The organism is Bradyrhizobium sp. USDA 4473, from assembly GCF_054063335.1.
The window spans coordinates 5,625,127-5,640,821 of the sequence record NZ_JBSSGE010000001.1 but is presented as its reverse complement, the minus strand read 5'-3'; the positions used below and the strand labels follow the sequence as shown (position 1 = coordinate 5,640,821).

The 15,695-nt window shown below is 63.8% G+C and carries 15 protein-coding genes; 4 read left to right on the top strand and 11 right to left on the bottom strand.

The genetic code is table 11. The features are described from left to right. Window positions 1-34: 34 nt before the first annotated feature. The 5 genes from pdhA to eno all read right to left on the bottom strand — a co-directional run bounded on the left by pdhA (window position 35) and on the right by eno (window position 4,815). On the bottom strand, window positions 35-1,054 hold the full coding sequence (gene pdhA / locus ACVW17_RS26625; protein ID WP_456754666.1) for a pyruvate dehydrogenase (acetyl-transferring) E1 component subunit alpha: 1,020 nt from the start codon (window positions 1,052-1,054) through the stop codon (window positions 35-37). A gap of 159 nt (window positions 1,055-1,213) precedes the next feature. Continuing rightward, window positions 1,214-1,531: an FtsB family cell division protein gene (locus ACVW17_RS26620; RefSeq protein ID WP_456754665.1), complete on the bottom strand. Its 318-nt coding sequence runs from the start codon at window positions 1,529-1,531 to the stop codon at window positions 1,214-1,216. Window positions 1,532-1,627: 96 nt separating this feature from the next. Further along, window positions 1,628-2,179: an NADPH-dependent FMN reductase gene (locus tag ACVW17_RS26615; protein WP_456754664.1), complete on the bottom strand. Its 552-nt coding sequence runs from the start codon at window positions 2,177-2,179 to the stop codon at window positions 1,628-1,630. Between the two features lie 167 nt (window positions 2,180-2,346). Beyond that, complete coding sequence (locus ACVW17_RS26610; RefSeq protein ID WP_456754663.1) at window positions 2,347-3,483, bottom strand: zinc-binding dehydrogenase; 1,137 nt, start codon at window positions 3,481-3,483, stop codon at window positions 2,347-2,349. 48 nt (window positions 3,484-3,531) lie between these two features. After that, window positions 3,532-4,815, bottom strand: coding sequence for a phosphopyruvate hydratase (gene eno / locus ACVW17_RS26605; RefSeq protein WP_456754662.1), 1,284 nt, complete (start codon window positions 4,813-4,815; stop codon window positions 3,532-3,534). A gap of 165 nt (window positions 4,816-4,980) precedes the next feature. Between eno and queF the strand changes: the two genes are divergently transcribed. After that, window positions 4,981-5,457 (top strand): preQ(1) synthase, encoded by a 477-nt coding sequence (gene queF, locus ACVW17_RS26600; protein ID WP_456754661.1) that lies wholly within the window; start codon window positions 4,981-4,983, stop codon window positions 5,455-5,457. A gap of 29 nt (window positions 5,458-5,486) precedes the next feature. Here the strand turns inward: queF and ACVW17_RS26595 are convergent, their stop codons facing one another. The 5 genes from ACVW17_RS26595 to kdsA form a co-directional block, all read right to left on the bottom strand. After that, window positions 5,487-6,797, bottom strand: coding sequence for a glycoside hydrolase family 5 protein (locus tag ACVW17_RS26595; RefSeq protein ID WP_456754660.1), 1,311 nt, complete (start codon window positions 6,795-6,797; stop codon window positions 5,487-5,489). A gap of 13 nt (window positions 6,798-6,810) precedes the next feature. Next, window positions 6,811-8,031: a VpsF family polysaccharide biosynthesis protein gene (locus ACVW17_RS26590; RefSeq protein WP_456754659.1), complete on the bottom strand. Its 1,221-nt coding sequence runs from the start codon at window positions 8,029-8,031 to the stop codon at window positions 6,811-6,813. Window positions 8,032-8,138: 107 nt separating this feature from the next. After that, window positions 8,139-10,229 (bottom strand): GumC family protein, encoded by a 2,091-nt coding sequence (locus ACVW17_RS26585; RefSeq protein WP_456754658.1) that lies wholly within the window; start codon window positions 10,227-10,229, stop codon window positions 8,139-8,141. A 230-nt stretch (window positions 10,230-10,459) separates the two neighbouring features. After that, window positions 10,460-11,656, bottom strand: coding sequence for an MFS transporter (locus tag ACVW17_RS26580; protein ID WP_456754657.1), 1,197 nt, complete (start codon window positions 11,654-11,656; stop codon window positions 10,460-10,462). 15 nt (window positions 11,657-11,671) lie between these two features. Next, the gene (gene kdsA / locus ACVW17_RS26575) at window positions 11,672-12,526 is read right to left on the bottom strand and encodes a 3-deoxy-8-phosphooctulonate synthase (protein WP_456754656.1); all 855 of its coding nucleotides are present in this window, start codon (window positions 12,524-12,526) and stop codon (window positions 11,672-11,674) included. Between the two features lie 167 nt (window positions 12,527-12,693). Here kdsA and ACVW17_RS26570 point away from each other — a divergent pair, with 167 nt between their 5' ends. Further along, complete coding sequence (locus ACVW17_RS26570; RefSeq protein ID WP_456754655.1) at window positions 12,694-13,026, top strand: PAAR domain-containing protein; 333 nt, start codon at window positions 12,694-12,696, stop codon at window positions 13,024-13,026. A 51-nt stretch (window positions 13,027-13,077) separates the two neighbouring features. Here the strand turns inward: ACVW17_RS26570 and ACVW17_RS26565 are convergent, their stop codons facing one another. After that, window positions 13,078-13,404: an NIPSNAP family protein gene (locus ACVW17_RS26565; RefSeq protein ID WP_456754654.1), complete on the bottom strand. Its 327-nt coding sequence runs from the start codon at window positions 13,402-13,404 to the stop codon at window positions 13,078-13,080. Window positions 13,405-13,576: 172 nt separating this feature from the next. Here ACVW17_RS26565 and ACVW17_RS26560 point away from each other — a divergent pair, with 172 nt between their 5' ends. Both ACVW17_RS26560 and ACVW17_RS26555 read left to right on the top strand, forming a co-directional pair. Then, entirely contained in the window at window positions 13,577-14,251 is a 675-nt protein-coding gene (locus ACVW17_RS26560) for a response regulator transcription factor (RefSeq protein ID WP_456798024.1), read from the top strand. After that, window positions 14,248-15,627 (top strand): sensor histidine kinase, encoded by a 1,380-nt coding sequence (locus tag ACVW17_RS26555; protein WP_456754652.1) that lies wholly within the window; start codon window positions 14,248-14,250, stop codon window positions 15,625-15,627. The genes ACVW17_RS26560 and ACVW17_RS26555 overlap by 4 nt, the downstream gene beginning before the upstream one ends. Window positions 15,628-15,695: the final 68 nt, after the last annotated feature.

Here is a 15,695-nt window from a genome sequence, read left to right as displayed (position 1 = left end):
AAATCGGTCTTGAGATTCGTCTGCGCGGGTGGGGTCAGCGGTAGATGTCGGTGTAGAGCTCGGACGCATCGGGCTCCGGATCGTGCTGGGCGAAGTCGGCGGCCGCGTTGACGATCTCGCGCACCTCGGCGTCGATCGCCTTCAGGTCCTGCTCGCTGACGCCGGATGCCAGCAAGCGGTTGCGCACCTGCTCGATCGGATCCTGGTCGTGGCGGACCTTCTCGACCTCCTCGCGCGTGCGGTACTTCGCCGGATCGGACATCGAGTGGCCGCGGTAGCGGTAGGTCTGCATCTCCAGGATGATCGGTCCGTTGCCGCCGCGGCACCAGGCCGTGGCTTCATCGGCGGCGGCCTTCACCGCGCGCACATCCATGCCATCGACCTGTCGTCCTGGAATGTTGAATGAGGCGCCACGCTTGGAGAAGTCCTGCTGCGCCGACGCGCGCGACACCGAGGTGCCCATCGCATAGCGGTTGTTCTCGATCACGTAGATCACCGGCAGCTTCCACAGCTCCGCCATGTTGAAGCTCTCGTAGACCTGGCCCTGGTTCGCGGCGCCGTCGCCGAAATAGGTCACGCTGACGTTATCGTTGCCGCGATAGCGGTTGGCGAAGGCAAGGCCGGTGCCGAGCGGCACCTGTGCGCCGACGATGCCGTGACCGCCGTAGAAATGCTTCTCCTTGCTGAACATGTGCATGGAGCCGCCCTTGCCGCGGGAATAACCGCCGCGGCGTCCGGTCAATTCGGCCATCACGCCCTTGGCTTCCATTTCGGTGGCCAGCATGTGGCCGTGGTCCCGGTAACCGGTTATGACCTCGTCGCCCGGCTTCAGCGCCATCTGCATGCCGACCACGACGGCTTCCTGGCCGATATAGAGATGGCAGAAACCGCCGATCGCACCCATGCCATAGAGCTGGCCGGCCTTCTCCTCGAAGCGCCGGATCAGCAGCATGTCGCGCAGCGCCTTGAGCTCCTGCTGCTTGGAGAATTCCGGCGGCGAGCCAGCCTTCTCCTGCCCTGAGTCCTTTGCGACGGTTTTCTTCGGTGTGGCCATGGCAATTCCGGGTGAGAGAAGTCGAAGAACCCTCTCTAACCCAACTCAAATCGGCTTGGAAGGATTGCGTTCGCCCGATGGAATTTTGCTATGCCGCAGTGCAGCGCGGCGCGACACTTTTGTGATAGCGCGCACGTGTTTTTGAAATTTGAGAACGCGTCAGTTCGGCTTGTTGATCCGGACCAGATCGCGCGGGTTGACGTAGTCGAGCTGGAAGCGCGCGCGCTCGTCCAGCATGTCGGGGTCGACCCGGTCCGACCGCAGCAGCGACACCCGCTGCTCGCCCTCGGCGCGCTCCTTCTTCAGCCGCGCCAGCTCCGAGGTCAGCGCGATGATTTCCTGGTCGAGCTCCTGGCGCGCATTCAGGCCGTATTTGCCGGTGTAGGCGTTGACGCCGAAATAACCGACCATCAGCGCCGCCAGCGTATAGAGGGCGAGACCGGACAGAATCGATTTGAGGCGCGTGCGGGAAACCATGGCCGCGAAGATGCGGCCATGGAGTTAACGAACGCTAAACGAGAGCATTTCGAGCGACGCGGATACCGATTCAACCGGAACGACGACCGCTCCGGATCAGCGGTTCTGCTTTTCAATGAAGGCCGCGAAGGCGTCGAGATACTGCTGCAACACGGCCTTGAGCGACTCCTTGGTCAGCTCGCCCTTGTCGTCGAAGGCATCGCCGACGCCGTTGAGATAGGCCTCCGGCTGGCCGAGGATCGGGCCCGAGATGCCCGGCAGGATGTTCTGCAGATGCTTCACCGCGCTGACGCCGCCGAGCGGTCCGGGCGAATTGCCGATGATGCCGACCGGCTTGCCGAGGAACGAGCTCTTGCCGTAGGGCCGCGAGGCGACGTCGATCGCGTTCTTCAGCACGCCCGGGATCGAGCGGTTGTATTCGGGGGTCACGAACAGCACACCGTTCGACTTCTGCAGCTTCTCGCGGAGCGCGAGCCAGTCCGCCGGCGGGGCCGCCTCGAGGTCCTGGTTGAAGAAGGAAATCCCCTGCAGCGTCGTGACCTCGAGCTTCAGCGAGGCGGGCGCGAGCTTGGCCAGCGCATTGGCGATCTTCAGCGAAAAGCTCTCCTTGCGGATGCTGCCGACGATGGTGACGATGTTATAGGCCATTACAGATTTCCCCTCGGGTTTGCGTGAAGCTCGTGGACCTCACCTACCGGCCCGTCAAGAAAGATGCAAGTGCATGGATCACCCAATTCCGGAAACGCAGCGTTTCGCGGAATTGGTCTACGCTAAAGTAAAAAGGCCGTCCCGGGGACGGCCTTTCGTTTCAGTCCTCATCCCTTGTTCGGGTTGATCAGGAATTTCTCGCCGGTCGCGCGCTTGTTGTAGACGGCGATGTTGTCGAGCTGCAGGGTCTCCTGCAACGACACCACCTTGGTGTAGTGGCTGGCGAAGGTCGTCTTCAGTTCGGCCACCACGCGCTGGCGCAGCTTGTTGCCGGCCTCGGGTCCGATCTTCATCAGGAACGGGAACAGCAGCCAGCCGCCGACGCCCCAGGCCATGCCGAAGCCGCGCGGCAGCTCGATCGATCGGCTGTCGAGGCTGCCATAGACATAGACCTGCTTGTGCACGTTCGAGCCGTAGCGGCTATAGGCCTTGGCGGTCTTGTTGATCGCGCTCTCCATCGCGACCAGGATCTGGCCCGCGAGCTTGCCGCCGCCGATCGCATCGAAGGCGATGGTCGCGCCGGTCTCGACCAGCGCGGCGGTGAGCTTGTCCATGAAATCGGGCGCCGAGGAATCGACGACATGCCGGGCGCCGATCTTGTGCAGGATCTCGGCCTGCTCCTTGTTGCGCACGATGTTGACGAGGCCGATGTCGTCCTTGAGGCAGATCCTGTTCAGCATCTGGCCGAGGTTGGACGCCGCCGCGGTGTGCACCAGCGCCTTGTGCCCCTCGCGCCGCATCGTCTCGGTCATGCCGAGCGCGGTCAGCGGATTGACGAAGCAGGAGGCGCCTTCCGCCGGCGTGGTGCCCTCGGGCAGCGGCAGGCATTCGCCGACCCGCAGCGTGCGGTATTGCGCATACATCGCGCCGCCGATCATCGCGACCGTCTTGCCCATCAGCGCCTTCGCGGCGTCCGAGGAGCCGGTCCGGATCACGACGCCGGCGCCTTCATTGCCGACCGGCATGGATTCGTCGAGCCGCGCGGCGAGGCCCGGCAACGCCGCGTCCGGCACGCGCGCGGTCACCACAGGCAGGTCCTTGCTGCCGGAGACCTTGGCGGCCGTCATGTCGGCGGGGCCGATCAAGAGACCGAGGTCGGACGGATTGATCGGGGTCGCCTCGACCCGGACCACGACCTCGTCGGGACCGGGCTCGGGGGTCGGGACATTGACCAGCGACAATTCCAGCTCGCCATCCTTCTTGAGCAGCGAACGCAGTTGCAGACCGCTCTTGCCGTCGCTCATCCCGACCTCCCTTTTTTGCGTCTTGTTCAGTCCCGATCAGTTGGGGCGTTACGCCAGCGCCTTCAAGGCCGCCCTGCCGGCGTATTTCGCCTGCGTGCCGAGTTGCTGCTCGATGCGCAGCAGCTGGTTGTACTTGGCGGTGCGGTCGGAGCGCGCCAGCGAGCCGGTCTTGATCTGCCCGCAATTGGTCGCGACCGCGAGGTCGGCGATGGTGGAGTCCTCGGTCTCGCCGGAGCGATGCGACATCACGGCGGTGTAGCCGGCCTTGTAGGCCATCTCGATTGCCGCCAGCGTCTCGGTCAGCGTGCCGATCTGGTTGACCTTGACCAGGATCGAATTGCCGCGGCCGTTCTTGATGCCGTCGGCGAGCCGCTTGACGTTGGTGACGAACAGATCGTCGCCGACCAGCTGGCACTTGCTGCCGATCGCATCCGTCAACTCCTTCCAGCCGTCCATGTCGTCTTCCGACATGCCGTCCTCGATGGTGACGATCGGATAGCGGCCGACCAGATCGGCGAGATACTTCACCTGCTCGGAGCGCGAACGGGTCTTGTTCTCGCCGCCGTAGACGTAGGCGCCTTCCTTGAAGAACTCGGTGGAGGCGCAGTCGAGGCCGAGCACGACGTCGTCGCCGGCCTTGTAGCCGGCCTTGCCGATCGCGTTCATCACGAACTCGAGCGCGGCGTCGGCCGACGGCAGGTTCGGCGCGAAGCCGCCCTCGTCGCCGACATTGGTATTGTGGCCGGCCTTCTTCAATTCGCCGCGCAGGGTGTGGAAGATCTCCGAGCCGCACCGCAGCGCCTCGGCGAACGAGGTGGCGCCGACCGGCAGGATCATGAATTCCTGGAAGTCGATCGGATTGTCGGCATGCACGCCGCCATTGATGATGTTCATCATCGGCACCGGCAGCGTCCGCGCCGAGGTGCCGCCGACATAGCGATACAGCGGCATGTCGAAGGATTCGGCGGCGGCCTTGGCGCAGGCCAGCGAGACGCCGAGGATGGCGTTGGCGCCGAGCCGGCTCTTGTTCGGCGTGCCGTCGAGATCGATCATGATCTGGTCGATCGCGACCTGGTCCTCGACCGAGTGATCGGCGAGCGCCTCGAAGATCTCGCCATTGACCGCGGCAACCGCCTTCTGCACGCCCTTGCCGAGATAGCGCGTCTTGTCGCCGTCGCGCAGTTCCACCGCCTCATGGGCACCGGTGGAGGCGCCCGAGGGCACTGCCGCGCGGCCGATTGACCCATCCTCCAGCACCACATCGACCTCGACCGTAGGATTGCCGCGGCTATCAAGGATTTCGCGGCCGATGATGTCGACGATGTCAGTCATGAGAACCTCTTATGGCAGTGAGGGGGTCGGATGGCGGTGCTTCTACCGCAATGCATCGAGGGGGAAAAGGCCGCCTGACGGGCTCCTTTGCATGGGGTTGTTTTGCAGGAAAACCGGTTTCCACTTTTCCGGATCATGCTCTATGAGACCCGAACGGAGACCCCAATGGCAAAGACATCCAGCAAATCAACGACCTCCCCCGGCCTGCAGCTCGGCCGCGCGGTTGAATGGCCCGACGCGCCGGACAAGGCGCAGCTCGACCGCGTGCCCAATCCGCAAGCTGGGACCGATTATCTGGTCCGCTTCACGGTGCCGGAGTTCACCTCGATCTGCCCGGTGACGGGCCAACCGGATTTCGCGCATCTGGTGATCGACTATGTGCCGGGCCGCTGGCTGCTGGAATCCAAGTCGCTGAAGCTGTTCGCCGCGAGCTTCCGCAACCACGGCGCCTTCCACGAGGACTGCACCGTCATGATCGGCAAGCGGATATCAGACGAGATCAAGCCAAAATGGCTGCGCATCGGCGGCTACTGGTATCCGCGCGGCGGCATCCCGATCGACGTGTTCTTCCAGACCGGAAGACTGCCGAAGGGCATCTGGGTTCCCGACCAGGGCGTCGCGACGTATCGCGGGCGCGGCTGAATCCCGCAGGGAGGTTGGAGCCTTGATATCTATCGCATCAGCATGCGGTCGGTGATCGCCTGCTGTTCCCGTCGGTAATTGCCGATGCCCCATTCCGTTTGCAAACCATAGGGCGGATCGTTCGATGGACCGATCAACCACCAACTGCCGCTGATGGGTTGTTGACCGGGGCCAAATGCCGGGCCGCCTTGGCTGCCATATTCGCCCGCCATGTAGCCGATCAATGTCGCGGCCCAGTCACGATCAGCCTGTGTCCGCAGCGACGAGCCCATCTCGCCGATCCAGACCGGCGCGATATTGTCCCGGACCAGATAGCCCCAGGTACGGTTCATCCGATCGACGTAGTCTGCGCCACTTTGCGCCAAACCAAATCGCGCAATATCGGACACTTCGTCCGGATATTCATGGACGGTGTAGACCAGCTTGTTGGCAATCGGCAATTTCACGGGATTGGCCCCCGCAGCGGTCAGATTTCCCGCAGGGGAGGCATATCTTGGATCCATCCCCGAGGCCGGCGGCGGGGGTGAATAAAAGAACGGCCCAGGACAGATAATCAGCACGTCCTTGTTGACCGACTGGATCGCCGAGCCCACGCTTTCACACATCGCCTTGATGTCCGTCGGCCCGCCGCCTCCCCAGGTAATGCGCCCCTTTTCGCCGTTCGGCTCGTTATGCAGATCGAAGCCGATCACGGTGGAATTTCCGGCAAATGTTCGGGCCATCCGCACCCAATTTTGCCTGAACGTGTCGGCGGTGATCCGACCTTTGATGCCTCCGTCCCTCCCCTCGCTCCCCGGTCCCAGATCAAACCAAAGGCCGTTCTTCTGCTCGGTCCCCGCGTTGCTGTGATGGTCGAAAATCACCTTCAAGCCGAGCTGACCGGCGTAGGCGACGACTTTTTCGAACAGCTGCAACGTGGTGACGTATCGATAGTGTCCGTCCACATCCGGCACCGGGTCGGCCACCAGATCCCAGTTCAAGGTCGTATGAATCCAGCCGAGCCGATCACTGTAGCCATTGAGCGGCGCATCGAGGCCGGCATCGGTCCAGGGGATTCTGACCGCGTTGAATCCATCGGCGACGATGGAATCCAGGACAGTCGTGTAGCTCACCCGCCATAGGCCCGAGAGCGCCGCGCCCGGCGGACTATCCGTACCGTTCCAACCGATCGACGCGATGCGAACGCTGCGGCCCGTCTCGTCCACGATCTGGCTTCCCGACGTCTTCAAGAAGCCGGATGGCAGGAGGCGGCCGCCATGTGCCGATGGCCGCTCGCGATCTGCAATTTGAAGCACAATCGCGGGTGGAGCGATATGAGGGTCCAACGTCAGCACGGCCATGAAGTGTTCCTTGTCAGGTCACGTAGTCCCTCGGAACATCGCGCCGCCGGAACAGCGCCGAGATCATGACGATGAAAATCGAAAAATTGACGAAGCGCCCTGCGAATGATCCGAAAGTGTTGCAAAGCGACAGGTAAATGACGATCGGAAAGATCACGGTGGCATCAAGACGCTTGTAGACATCATACAAGAGTAGCAGCAGCCCCGACATGACCAGGGATGCGACCACCACGCCCTGAAAAACACTCATCTGGATAAAGGGATTCTCTACCCCCCATTCCAAACCGAAGGAATAGACCTGCGCCAGGGCATAGTCGGTGTTGGCGCCCCACAGAAAGTCCGTCCAGTTAAAGGACAAGAGAAGCGGGAGCATCAGCACGCGGCTGCGGGCGCTGCCGCCGTCCTCCGAAAAGCGATCGAGAAACTGGTCGAAGAATCCGGCGTAGGCCAGAACGGAGACGATCGCGATCCCAACCGGAACGGTCGCGATCGCAAGGATCACCTTGGTGCGCGAAATATGCCTTCCCCCGGTAAACCGCAGCACCTGCCATAGCGAGGCGAAAGCCAGGATGGCCAGGGTCAACAGCAAAGCGGTCCGGCCGCCAAAGGCAAGCAGCGCGACCGTTTGCAAGCCGATCATCGGAATGCGCAAGTCGGGACGCAACAGCCTGCCGGCGCCGACCAGGAGGCTGACGATGTAAGCGCAGGTTACGGTTGCCGCGTGAAGCGGATGACTGAGAAAAGCGGTTGCCCGCGGTTCCAGGGTCGTCATGCCATCCGGCGAGTATGTCATGAGCGGAAAAACATTGACGCCGGAAACCAGCTCGAAAATGCCGAGAACCGCGTTGATCGCAAAAAACCAATGCAGGAAGCGCTCAAGCCTTTCCATGCCGTCCGGCGGCACGAATGGCAGCAGCATGCAGCACAGAAACAGATGTAGATCGGTGTCGAAATACATCCCGAATCCGTTCCGCCGACCGACGACGATGTTGATCACTGCGAAGGTTGTCGCGAGAAAGAAGTAGATCGTTCCAAGCTTTGTCGCGAGATAGTAACGGGCAAGATCCGACTTCTGCGGATATGAGACAATGAAGGCCACAAACAGCAAGACGATGAAATAGGTGGCTACGTGTATCTTCGTGAGCGGCATTCCGCCGATCGATGAATAATCATACCCGATCAGATCGAGAAACGTCGAAGGAACGAACAGCAGGACAAAATAAGCCGCCAGCATTTTTTGGATGCGAGGGCCGGCAAACGGCAACCTCAGTCTGATCGTTCCGCCAGACGACGCTGCACGCGGGAGCGTGATTCCATCATCGCAAACGCGGCTGTTGGGACTCATGCCGCCACTGTTTCGGGATCGGAATCGACAATGACGGATCTGGCCTTGATTTGATTGTGCTTCAGCAACTCGGCCAGAACCTGCGCATCATCCGTCCTGGCGCCTCTCGGAGATTCCAGGAAGATCACCTCGTCAGCCATGGCGTAAAGCCCCAATTCGGACGGCGTCCCGCCCAGCTCCCCACCGTCGATGACGACGCGATCGAAGCTGCGTGCCTCCTTCAAGGCAGTCGAGAGCAAATAGCGCATCTGATGGTCCGGCGAAGCCAATGTCGTTACGCCGACCGGAACGATCCGAATGTTGGTTTTTCCCAATGCGTGGGCTGCCCGCTCGATCGTCGATTTGCCCGCCAGCACATCGCGGATGCCCGGGCGCTGGGCGAAACGTAACCGCGACGTCACGGGATGGCGCGCCAGATCGGCATCGATGACGATTACCTTCTGCCCTGCGGCGTCGACCGAACGTGCCAGTTCCAGCGCCGCCAGATCGAGCGAGGCCTCGGACGAGGCGCGGACCAGCAGCACGGAATGCCCCGAGGGTGCGCCAAGCAGTTCTGCCGCAAAATCGTCCAGTCGGACTTGGCCGCCCATTTGCCGGTCCGCTCTGACGGGATGGCTGGCCTCCGGCTGCACCGGCGGTGGCACCCTTACGCGCCTCGTATTCGGGTTTGGTGCCTCCCTGTCCCCAGGATCGAAACCTTCGCGCGCCAGGGCCAGGACGATGCCCAGACTAAGACCACCGAACAACGCTGCCGCCATGATGATCGCGGTCGGCGGCCAGCTCTTGCGATCCGGCGGCGACGCTTGCGAGATCAGCCTGATATTGGTGGTGTCGATAACCTCCTGCACGCCCGCCGTCTTGGCTTTCGCAAGAAAGGTCTCGTAGAGGGAACGATCGGAGTCCGCCTTACGCTCGAGCTCGCGCAGCGGCACCATGACCTTTTCGTTGTTTTCCGAGAGCTTCTTCAATGCATCGAAACGCGCCTGGAGGGTCTGGACGTTTGTTCGCTCGCCGGCGGCCACGTTTCGGACCGCCTCGGCGATCAGCCTGACTTCGTTCTTGATCGCGACCTGCACGTCATGGAGCTGGGCGCGCGCGGCCCGCAGGGCGGGATGATTGGGTCCATTGATCAGCGCCAGTTGCGCTTCGTCGCGGGAAACATCCGCCGCGCGGGCCCGAAGCTGCGCGATCGTCGCGGACTGGACGGCTTCCGGCAAGGCCTCCAACTGCGCGCCGCCAGCCTCGATCGATTCAATCAGCTTGACGCGTGCCAGCGCCTCGTTCAGCCGGGTCTTCGCACTGGTCAGCTGGGTATTGGCCTCGTCGAGCTCCTGTTCGGTCACCAATCTGTTTCGCGCGCCGACCAGGTTATTGGCTGCCTTGTAGGCAGCGACGGCCTGCTCCGATTGGTTGACGGCAGCACGCATCCGGTCCAGCTGCGACGTGATCGCATCCGAAATGCGCCGGTTGAAATTTGCGTTCGCGCTGGCCTGCCCTTCGAGGAAGGCATTGGCCACGGCATTGGTGAGCTTGGCTGCCAGCTCCGGTGTCCTGGCCGAAACCATGATATCGATGACGAATGAACGGTCGTTGCGCTTGACGACCGTGTTCAGGCGCAGATTGCGCAAGGCAACCAGTTCGGGGGATTCATTCCGCGACAATCCGAGCAGAGCCCTGATCGTCGCCGAGAGGCCGCTCCGGCCATTGAAATCCGGATTGTCAGCCAGCTTCATGTCATCGACGACGCGCGTCAGCACTTCGCCGGACGTGATTATTTTCAACTGGCTTTCAACAAGCAGCAAGCCGTCGCCGGGCACGGAGTTCTGCACCGCAGGCTCTTCCTTCGGCGTTGTGCGGTCGCGCGGATCGACATAGACCTCTGCGGTCGCGGTGTAGATCGGCCGAGCGATCGCGAGATAGATCGTCGCCACCGCACAGAAGGCCGCAGCCACTCCGAAAATCCAGCCCTTGCGCCGGAGCAGAATGCCCGTCACGTCCTTGAAGTCGACGCCGTCCCGAACCGATCCAGCCCCCCCGCGCAGAATGGCGCTGATTGCCTTGCTGCTGTCTGCCTGCTGAGCGGTCATTACAAACTCCAACCCGACCGTCACAACAAGACTCCGGACCAGCCGACGGCTAGCCGTAAAGTAAATAGGTACAGTTAATCGGGGGTTACCCGATCCAGCCATACCTCCTGTGGTGGCGTCCGGTGAACGGACAGCAGCCTTTGGCGATTACGGCATTGTCCGCCGGGTCGGGCGGGAACCAATAGCGGCCGGGAGCAGCCATTGAGGCGTGGATGCCTCGCAGCCCCCACTCAGGTCCCTGCATGCGCGTCGGCTGGCGCCCGCTGTTTGAGGAATCTTGCGCAGATGAAGCCGAGCACGACCATCACCGCGCCCGCCGAGACCAGCGTCGCGGTCTTGCCGGCGTGTTGCAAGCCGAAACCGTAGGCGATCGGGCCGACGGTCTGGCCCATGAAGAAGAAGAACGAGTGCAGCGACAGCGCGGTGGCGCGCGCCTCGACCGACAGCTCGCTGGCGAACACCTGCAGGCAGCCATGGATCATGTAGAAGCCGAGGCCCATCACCAGGAGGCCCGCCATCTGCAGCTTCCAGTGCGGCCCGAAGGCGACGCCGACCAGCTGGATCGCGACCAGCGTCGCGCCAACGATCATCATCCCCCTCACCCCGATCATCGGCAGCAGGCGCGCCACCGTCAGCGTGTAGAGCAATCCGCCGATCGCAAAGCCCGCGATCACGATGCCGGCGATCGACAGCGAGGTCTCGCCGAGCTCGAACAGGAACGAGGCGATGAAGGGAAACAGGCCGAGCACGCAGCAGCCCTCGACGAAAACCGCCGAATAGCAGATCCGCGCGTTCGGGTTGGTGAAGATGGTGCGATAGCCGTGGCGCAGCGCCTTCAGGCTGGTGCGCGGCGGCCGGTTCAGCTCGGCGCCGCGGAAGCCGGCTGCGACCGCCAGCGCAACGACGATCACGAGGCCGCCGAGCACCGCAAGCACGCCGCGCCAGCCGAGCAGATCGCCGATCAGGCCCGAGGCCGTGGCGCCGAGCAGATTGCCGGTCATCGAGCCCGCCAGCGTCCGTCCGATCGCGAGCTGCCGCTTGTCCGGGCCGACGAGATCGCTGGTCAACGACAGCGCCACCGGAAACACGCCGCCCGAGCCGACGCCGGCGAGGATGCGGGTCACGAACAGCATCGGAAACGAGGTCGAGAGCGCGCCGAGGATGTTGGCAACGCCGAGCAGCCCGAGGCAGATCGTCATCAGCCGCGCCTTGCCGAACAGATCGGCGGCGGCGCCGATCGCCGGCTGGACCGCGGCAAAGGTGAAGGCGAACACCGCGGCAAAGCTCGCCGCGGTCGCGATGCTGACGCCGAAATCATCCGCGACATGCGGCAGCACCGGATCGAGCGCGCGCACCGACAGGCTCGCCGCGAAGGTCGCCAGCGTAATCACGTTGAGGGCCGGCGGCATGCCGCTGGTTGCGGTCATGTCGTTGTCCGCCGGTCAGGCTGCCGTCTTGGCGAGCACGTCGAACTGCATCAGCCGCTTGACGAGGGATTCGAACTCCCGCAGCGGCACCATGTTGGGTCCATCGGACGGCGCATGATCCGGATCGGGATGGGTCTCGATGAAGACGCCGGCAACCCCGACCGCGACCGCCGCGCGCGCCAGCACCGGCACGAATTCGCGCTCGCCGCCCGACGAAGTGCCCTTGCCGCCGGGCTGCTGCACCGAATGGGTGGCGTCGAAGATCACGGGCGCGCCGGTCGTGCGCGACAGGATCGGCAGCGCGCGCATGTCGGACACCAGCGTGTTGTAGCCGAACGACGCGCCCCGCTCGGTGACCAGCACATTGGCGTTGCCGGCGCCCGTGATCTTGCTGACCACGTTCGTCATGTCCCACGGTGCCAGGAACTGGCCCTTCTTGACGTTGACGGCCTTGCCGGTCGCGGCCGCGGCCAGCAAGAGATCGGTCTGCCGGCACAGGAACGCCGGGATCTGCAACACGTCGACCGCCTGGGCCGCCTCCGCGCACTGGTCGGGTTCATGCACATCGGTCAGCACAGAGAGCCCGAGCGACGAACGGATTTCGGCGAAGATCGGCAGCGCCTGCTTCAGTCCGATGCCGCGCGCCGCCGATGCGCTGGTCCGGTTCGCCTTGTCGAACGAGGTCTTGTACACCAGACCGATCTTGAGCCTGGCCGCGATCTCCTTCAGCGCCGAGGCCACTTCAAGCGCGTGCGCGCGGCTCTCGAGCTGGCAGGGACCGGCGATGATCTGTAGCGGCAAGGCGTTGCCGAATTTGGCCGATCCAACGGCAACGATCGGCGCGGCTGGCGCGGAAACCTGATTGGTCAAAATGCTGCATCCTTATTGGCCTGCGACCATGCAATCCCACACGGGAGGGATCAAGCCATCCCGCACGATGAGGGGGTTGCGCTGACGCCGTGGGTGGGCCGTGCTATCACAATCCTGCCCCATCCGCCCCTGTAGATTGAGCGGAACAGAGTCCCAATGAGGATGACATGCGCCTGTTGATGATCGGAGCCTTTGTCGCCTCGTCGGCGATGTCCGGCCTGGCCTATGGCCAGGCCAGCAGCCTGCCCGGGGTCGTCACCAGCGGCGCCGCCGGCGTCACCATCAACGGCAAGCCGGCGGCGCGCAGCGGAGACACCACCAGCAATGGCGGCCCGCTGGTCGAAGGCGTGCCCAACGTGCTGATCAACGGCAAGCCGGCGGTCGTGATGGGCGACCGCACGCATTGCGGCGGCAAGACCACCTCAGGCAGTCACGGCGTCTTCATCAACGGCAAGCCGATGGTGACCCAGGGCGATCAGACCTCGGGCTGCCCGCAATAAGGAGCTGCGGCACGACGAGGCCTCGTCATCGTGCCCCTGACGGCCACCGCATCACTTGACCGCTGAGAACGACGTCGGCACCAGGAGCTGGTTGACGATGTTGAGAACGATCTGGCCGTCCTCCTCGGTCTTGGCGCGCGCGCTGATCCATTCCGGATCGGTCGTGAACGCGGTCCACTTCTTGTCGCGCTCGGCGAGCGATTCCCAAGCGAGCAGATAGGTCAGTTCCTGGTTGGATTCGCCGACCAGCGTCGTGAAGAAGCCAGCCTGCTTGATGCCGTGCTTCTCCCACAGTTTCAGCGTGATGGTCTCGAAACGCTTGAGCAGCGCCGGCAGCCGGCCCGGCAGACAGCGATAGACGCGGGTCTCGTAGATCATTGGCGGTACTCCCCAGAATTGTTTGCGGGGGCGGTTATAGCTACTCGGTTCCGGACTGTCTTGAGGGAGTGACAACATGGCACCCCTGCTCGCCGCAGGCGGCCATTTCCGCAATGTTGTTGCAATGTTACTTGCCTTAAAAGCAGCCCTTCGGGATCTGGACCCAAAGCACATGCGGATATTGCTGGTCGAAGACGAGGCCGAGATGGCGGCGGCGCTGTCGCAGGCCCTGAAGGGCTATGACATGGTGGTCGACCATGTGCCGAACCTTGCCGAGGCCGAGGAAGCGATTTCCGCCGATGTCCATGGCGCGGTGCTGCTCGACCGCCAGCTTCCAGACGGCGACGGGCTCACGCTGATCCCGAAATTACGCGCCAAGGCGGACGGCGTGCCGATCATCGTGCTGACCGCGCGCGGCGACCTCGCCGACCGCATCACCGGCCTCGACTCAGGCGCTGACGATTATCTGGCCAAACCCTTCGCGGTCGAGGAACTGCTGGCGCGGCTGCGCGCCGTGCTGCGCCGGCCCGCCGGCCTCCAGCTCGAGATCATCAAGGCCGGCCGCGTGGCCTTCGATTGCGGCCATCGCGAGGCCAGCGTCGACGGCCGCCCGCTCGAGCTGCCGCGGCGCGAGCTGCTGGTGCTGGAGACCCTGCTGCGTCGCATGGGCCGCACCGTGCTGCGCGCGACGCTGGAGGAAGCCGTCTACAATTTCGAGGACGAGATCCAGTCCAACGCGCTCGACGCCCATGTCTCGCGCCTGCGGCGCAAGCTTGCCGACGCCGATGCCGGCGTCGAGATCCACAGCATCCGCGGCGTCGGCTACCTCCTGAAGCAGACGTCATGAGCGAGGCGGCCGATCACTATTGCCTGCGCTCCAAACTGAGCTGGTGGCTGGTGACGTTGCAGGCAGCCCTGCTCGCCCTGCTCGTCATCCTGCTGATCGCGGGCCTGTGCGCCTCCGGCATCCTGCTCGTGCCGCGCGACGAGGACCACGTCATCGGCATCGTGCAGGGTGCGCTCGCGCGCGATCCTCAAGGCGGCTTGATGCTGCGCCCGACACCGGATCTGAAGGAGCTGCGCGAGAACACGCCCGACCTCTGGTTCGTGGTGCGCGACCGGCAGGGCCATTCACTGTCGGAAGGTGCGGTGCCGAACGAGTTTGCCAGGATCGGTGATGCGCTCGACCAGATCAGCCAGGCGCGGCTCGGCTGGCAGATGTTCGAGGACGACCCGCGCAAGCCGCCGGCCCGCATGAAGCGCGTCAACACCGATGCCGGACCGGTTCAGGTGATGACGGCCACGCAAGGACCGATGACGCGCGCCAAGACGGTGCTCGCCACCTCGCTGGCGTTTCTCGCCGTCGCCCTGCCCGGCCTGATGCTGATGGCCGCGGCGACCTTCGTGGCAACGCCGATGGTGATCAGGCGAGCCTTTGCCGGCCTCGACACCGCGGCCGACGAAGCACGCCGGATCGATTTCCGCCAGCGCGGCAGCCGGCTGTCGGCGGAGCATCTGCCGCTCGAAGTTGCCCCACTGGTGACCGCCGTCAACGATGCGCTGAAGCGGCTCGACGACGGCTATTCGCGCCATCAGCGCTTCGTCGCCGACGCGGCGCACGAATTGCGCACGCCGATCGCGATCCTCAACACGCGGCTGGAATCCCTGCCTCCGGGCCCCGAGAAAACCCGCCTGCTGGAGGATTCGGCGCGGCTTGCGACCCTCGCCGAGCAGTTGCTCGACATCCAGCGCTTCGACCAGTGCCGCAACCCGTTCGTGCGGGTCGATCTCGTCGCGGTCGCGCGCAATGTCGCGGCCGATCTCGCGCCGCTCGCGATCGCGGCTGGCTACGAACTATCGCTCGAAACCGCAACCGACCGGGTCGAAACGCTTGGCGACCGTGCTGCGCTGGAGCGCGCGCTGACCAACCTCGTGCAGAACGCCATCCAGCATGGCGGCCGCCGTGGCACCATCACGATCCACGTCGGCAGCGCCGCGACCATCGATGTATCAGACGAAGGCGACGGCATTCCGCAGGACCAGCGCGCGCGGATCTTCGATCCGTTCTACCGCCTCGCACCGCTCGACCGCGGCGCCGGTCTCGGTCTCAACATGGTGCGTGAGATCGCAAGGCTGCATGGCGGTCACGTCTCCGTGCTCGACGGCCCGAAGGGCGGCGCGTGCTTCCGTCTCACCTTACCGCCGGCGCCGTTGCTGTCGTGATGCGCACAATGTTGCGCAATGTTCTCGCAATGCAGCTCCCGCAAACAACGCATCACGCTTCGCATCTG

Coding starts and splice junctions, on each gene's coding strand:
- pdhA (WP_456754666.1), bottom strand. CDS start 1,054: ATGGCCACACCGAAGAAAACCGTCGCAAAGGACTCAGGGCAGGAGAAG.
- ACVW17_RS26620 (WP_456754665.1), bottom strand. CDS start 1,531: ATGGTTTCCCGCACGCGCCTCAAATCGATTCTGTCCGGTCTCGCCCTC.
- ACVW17_RS26615 (WP_456754664.1), bottom strand. CDS start 2,179: ATGGCCTATAACATCGTCACCATCGTCGGCAGCATCCGCAAGGAGAGC.
- ACVW17_RS26610 (WP_456754663.1), bottom strand. CDS start 3,483: ATGAGCGACGGCAAGAGCGGTCTGCAACTGCGTTCGCTGCTCAAGAAG.
- eno (WP_456754662.1), bottom strand. CDS start 4,815: ATGACTGACATCGTCGACATCATCGGCCGCGAAATCCTTGATAGCCGC.
- queF (WP_456754661.1), top strand. CDS start 4,981: ATGGCAAAGACATCCAGCAAATCAACGACCTCCCCCGGCCTGCAGCTC.
- ACVW17_RS26595 (WP_456754660.1), bottom strand. CDS start 6,797: ATGGCCGTGCTGACGTTGGACCCTCATATCGCTCCACCCGCGATTGTG.
- ACVW17_RS26590 (WP_456754659.1), bottom strand. CDS start 8,031: ATGCTGGCGGCTTATTTTGTCCTGCTGTTCGTTCCTTCGACGTTTCTC.
- ACVW17_RS26585 (WP_456754658.1), bottom strand. CDS start 10,229: ATGACCGCTCAGCAGGCAGACAGCAGCAAGGCAATCAGCGCCATTCTG.
- ACVW17_RS26580 (WP_456754657.1), bottom strand. CDS start 11,656: ATGACCGCAACCAGCGGCATGCCGCCGGCCCTCAACGTGATTACGCTG.
- ACVW17_RS26570 (WP_456754655.1), top strand. CDS start 12,694: ATGCGCCTGTTGATGATCGGAGCCTTTGTCGCCTCGTCGGCGATGTCC.
- ACVW17_RS26565 (WP_456754654.1), bottom strand. CDS start 13,404: ATGATCTACGAGACCCGCGTCTATCGCTGTCTGCCGGGCCGGCTGCCG.
- ACVW17_RS26560 (WP_456798024.1), top strand. CDS start 13,577: ATGCGGATATTGCTGGTCGAAGACGAGGCCGAGATGGCGGCGGCGCTG.
- ACVW17_RS26555 (WP_456754652.1), top strand. CDS start 14,248: ATGAGCGAGGCGGCCGATCACTATTGCCTGCGCTCCAAACTGAGCTGG.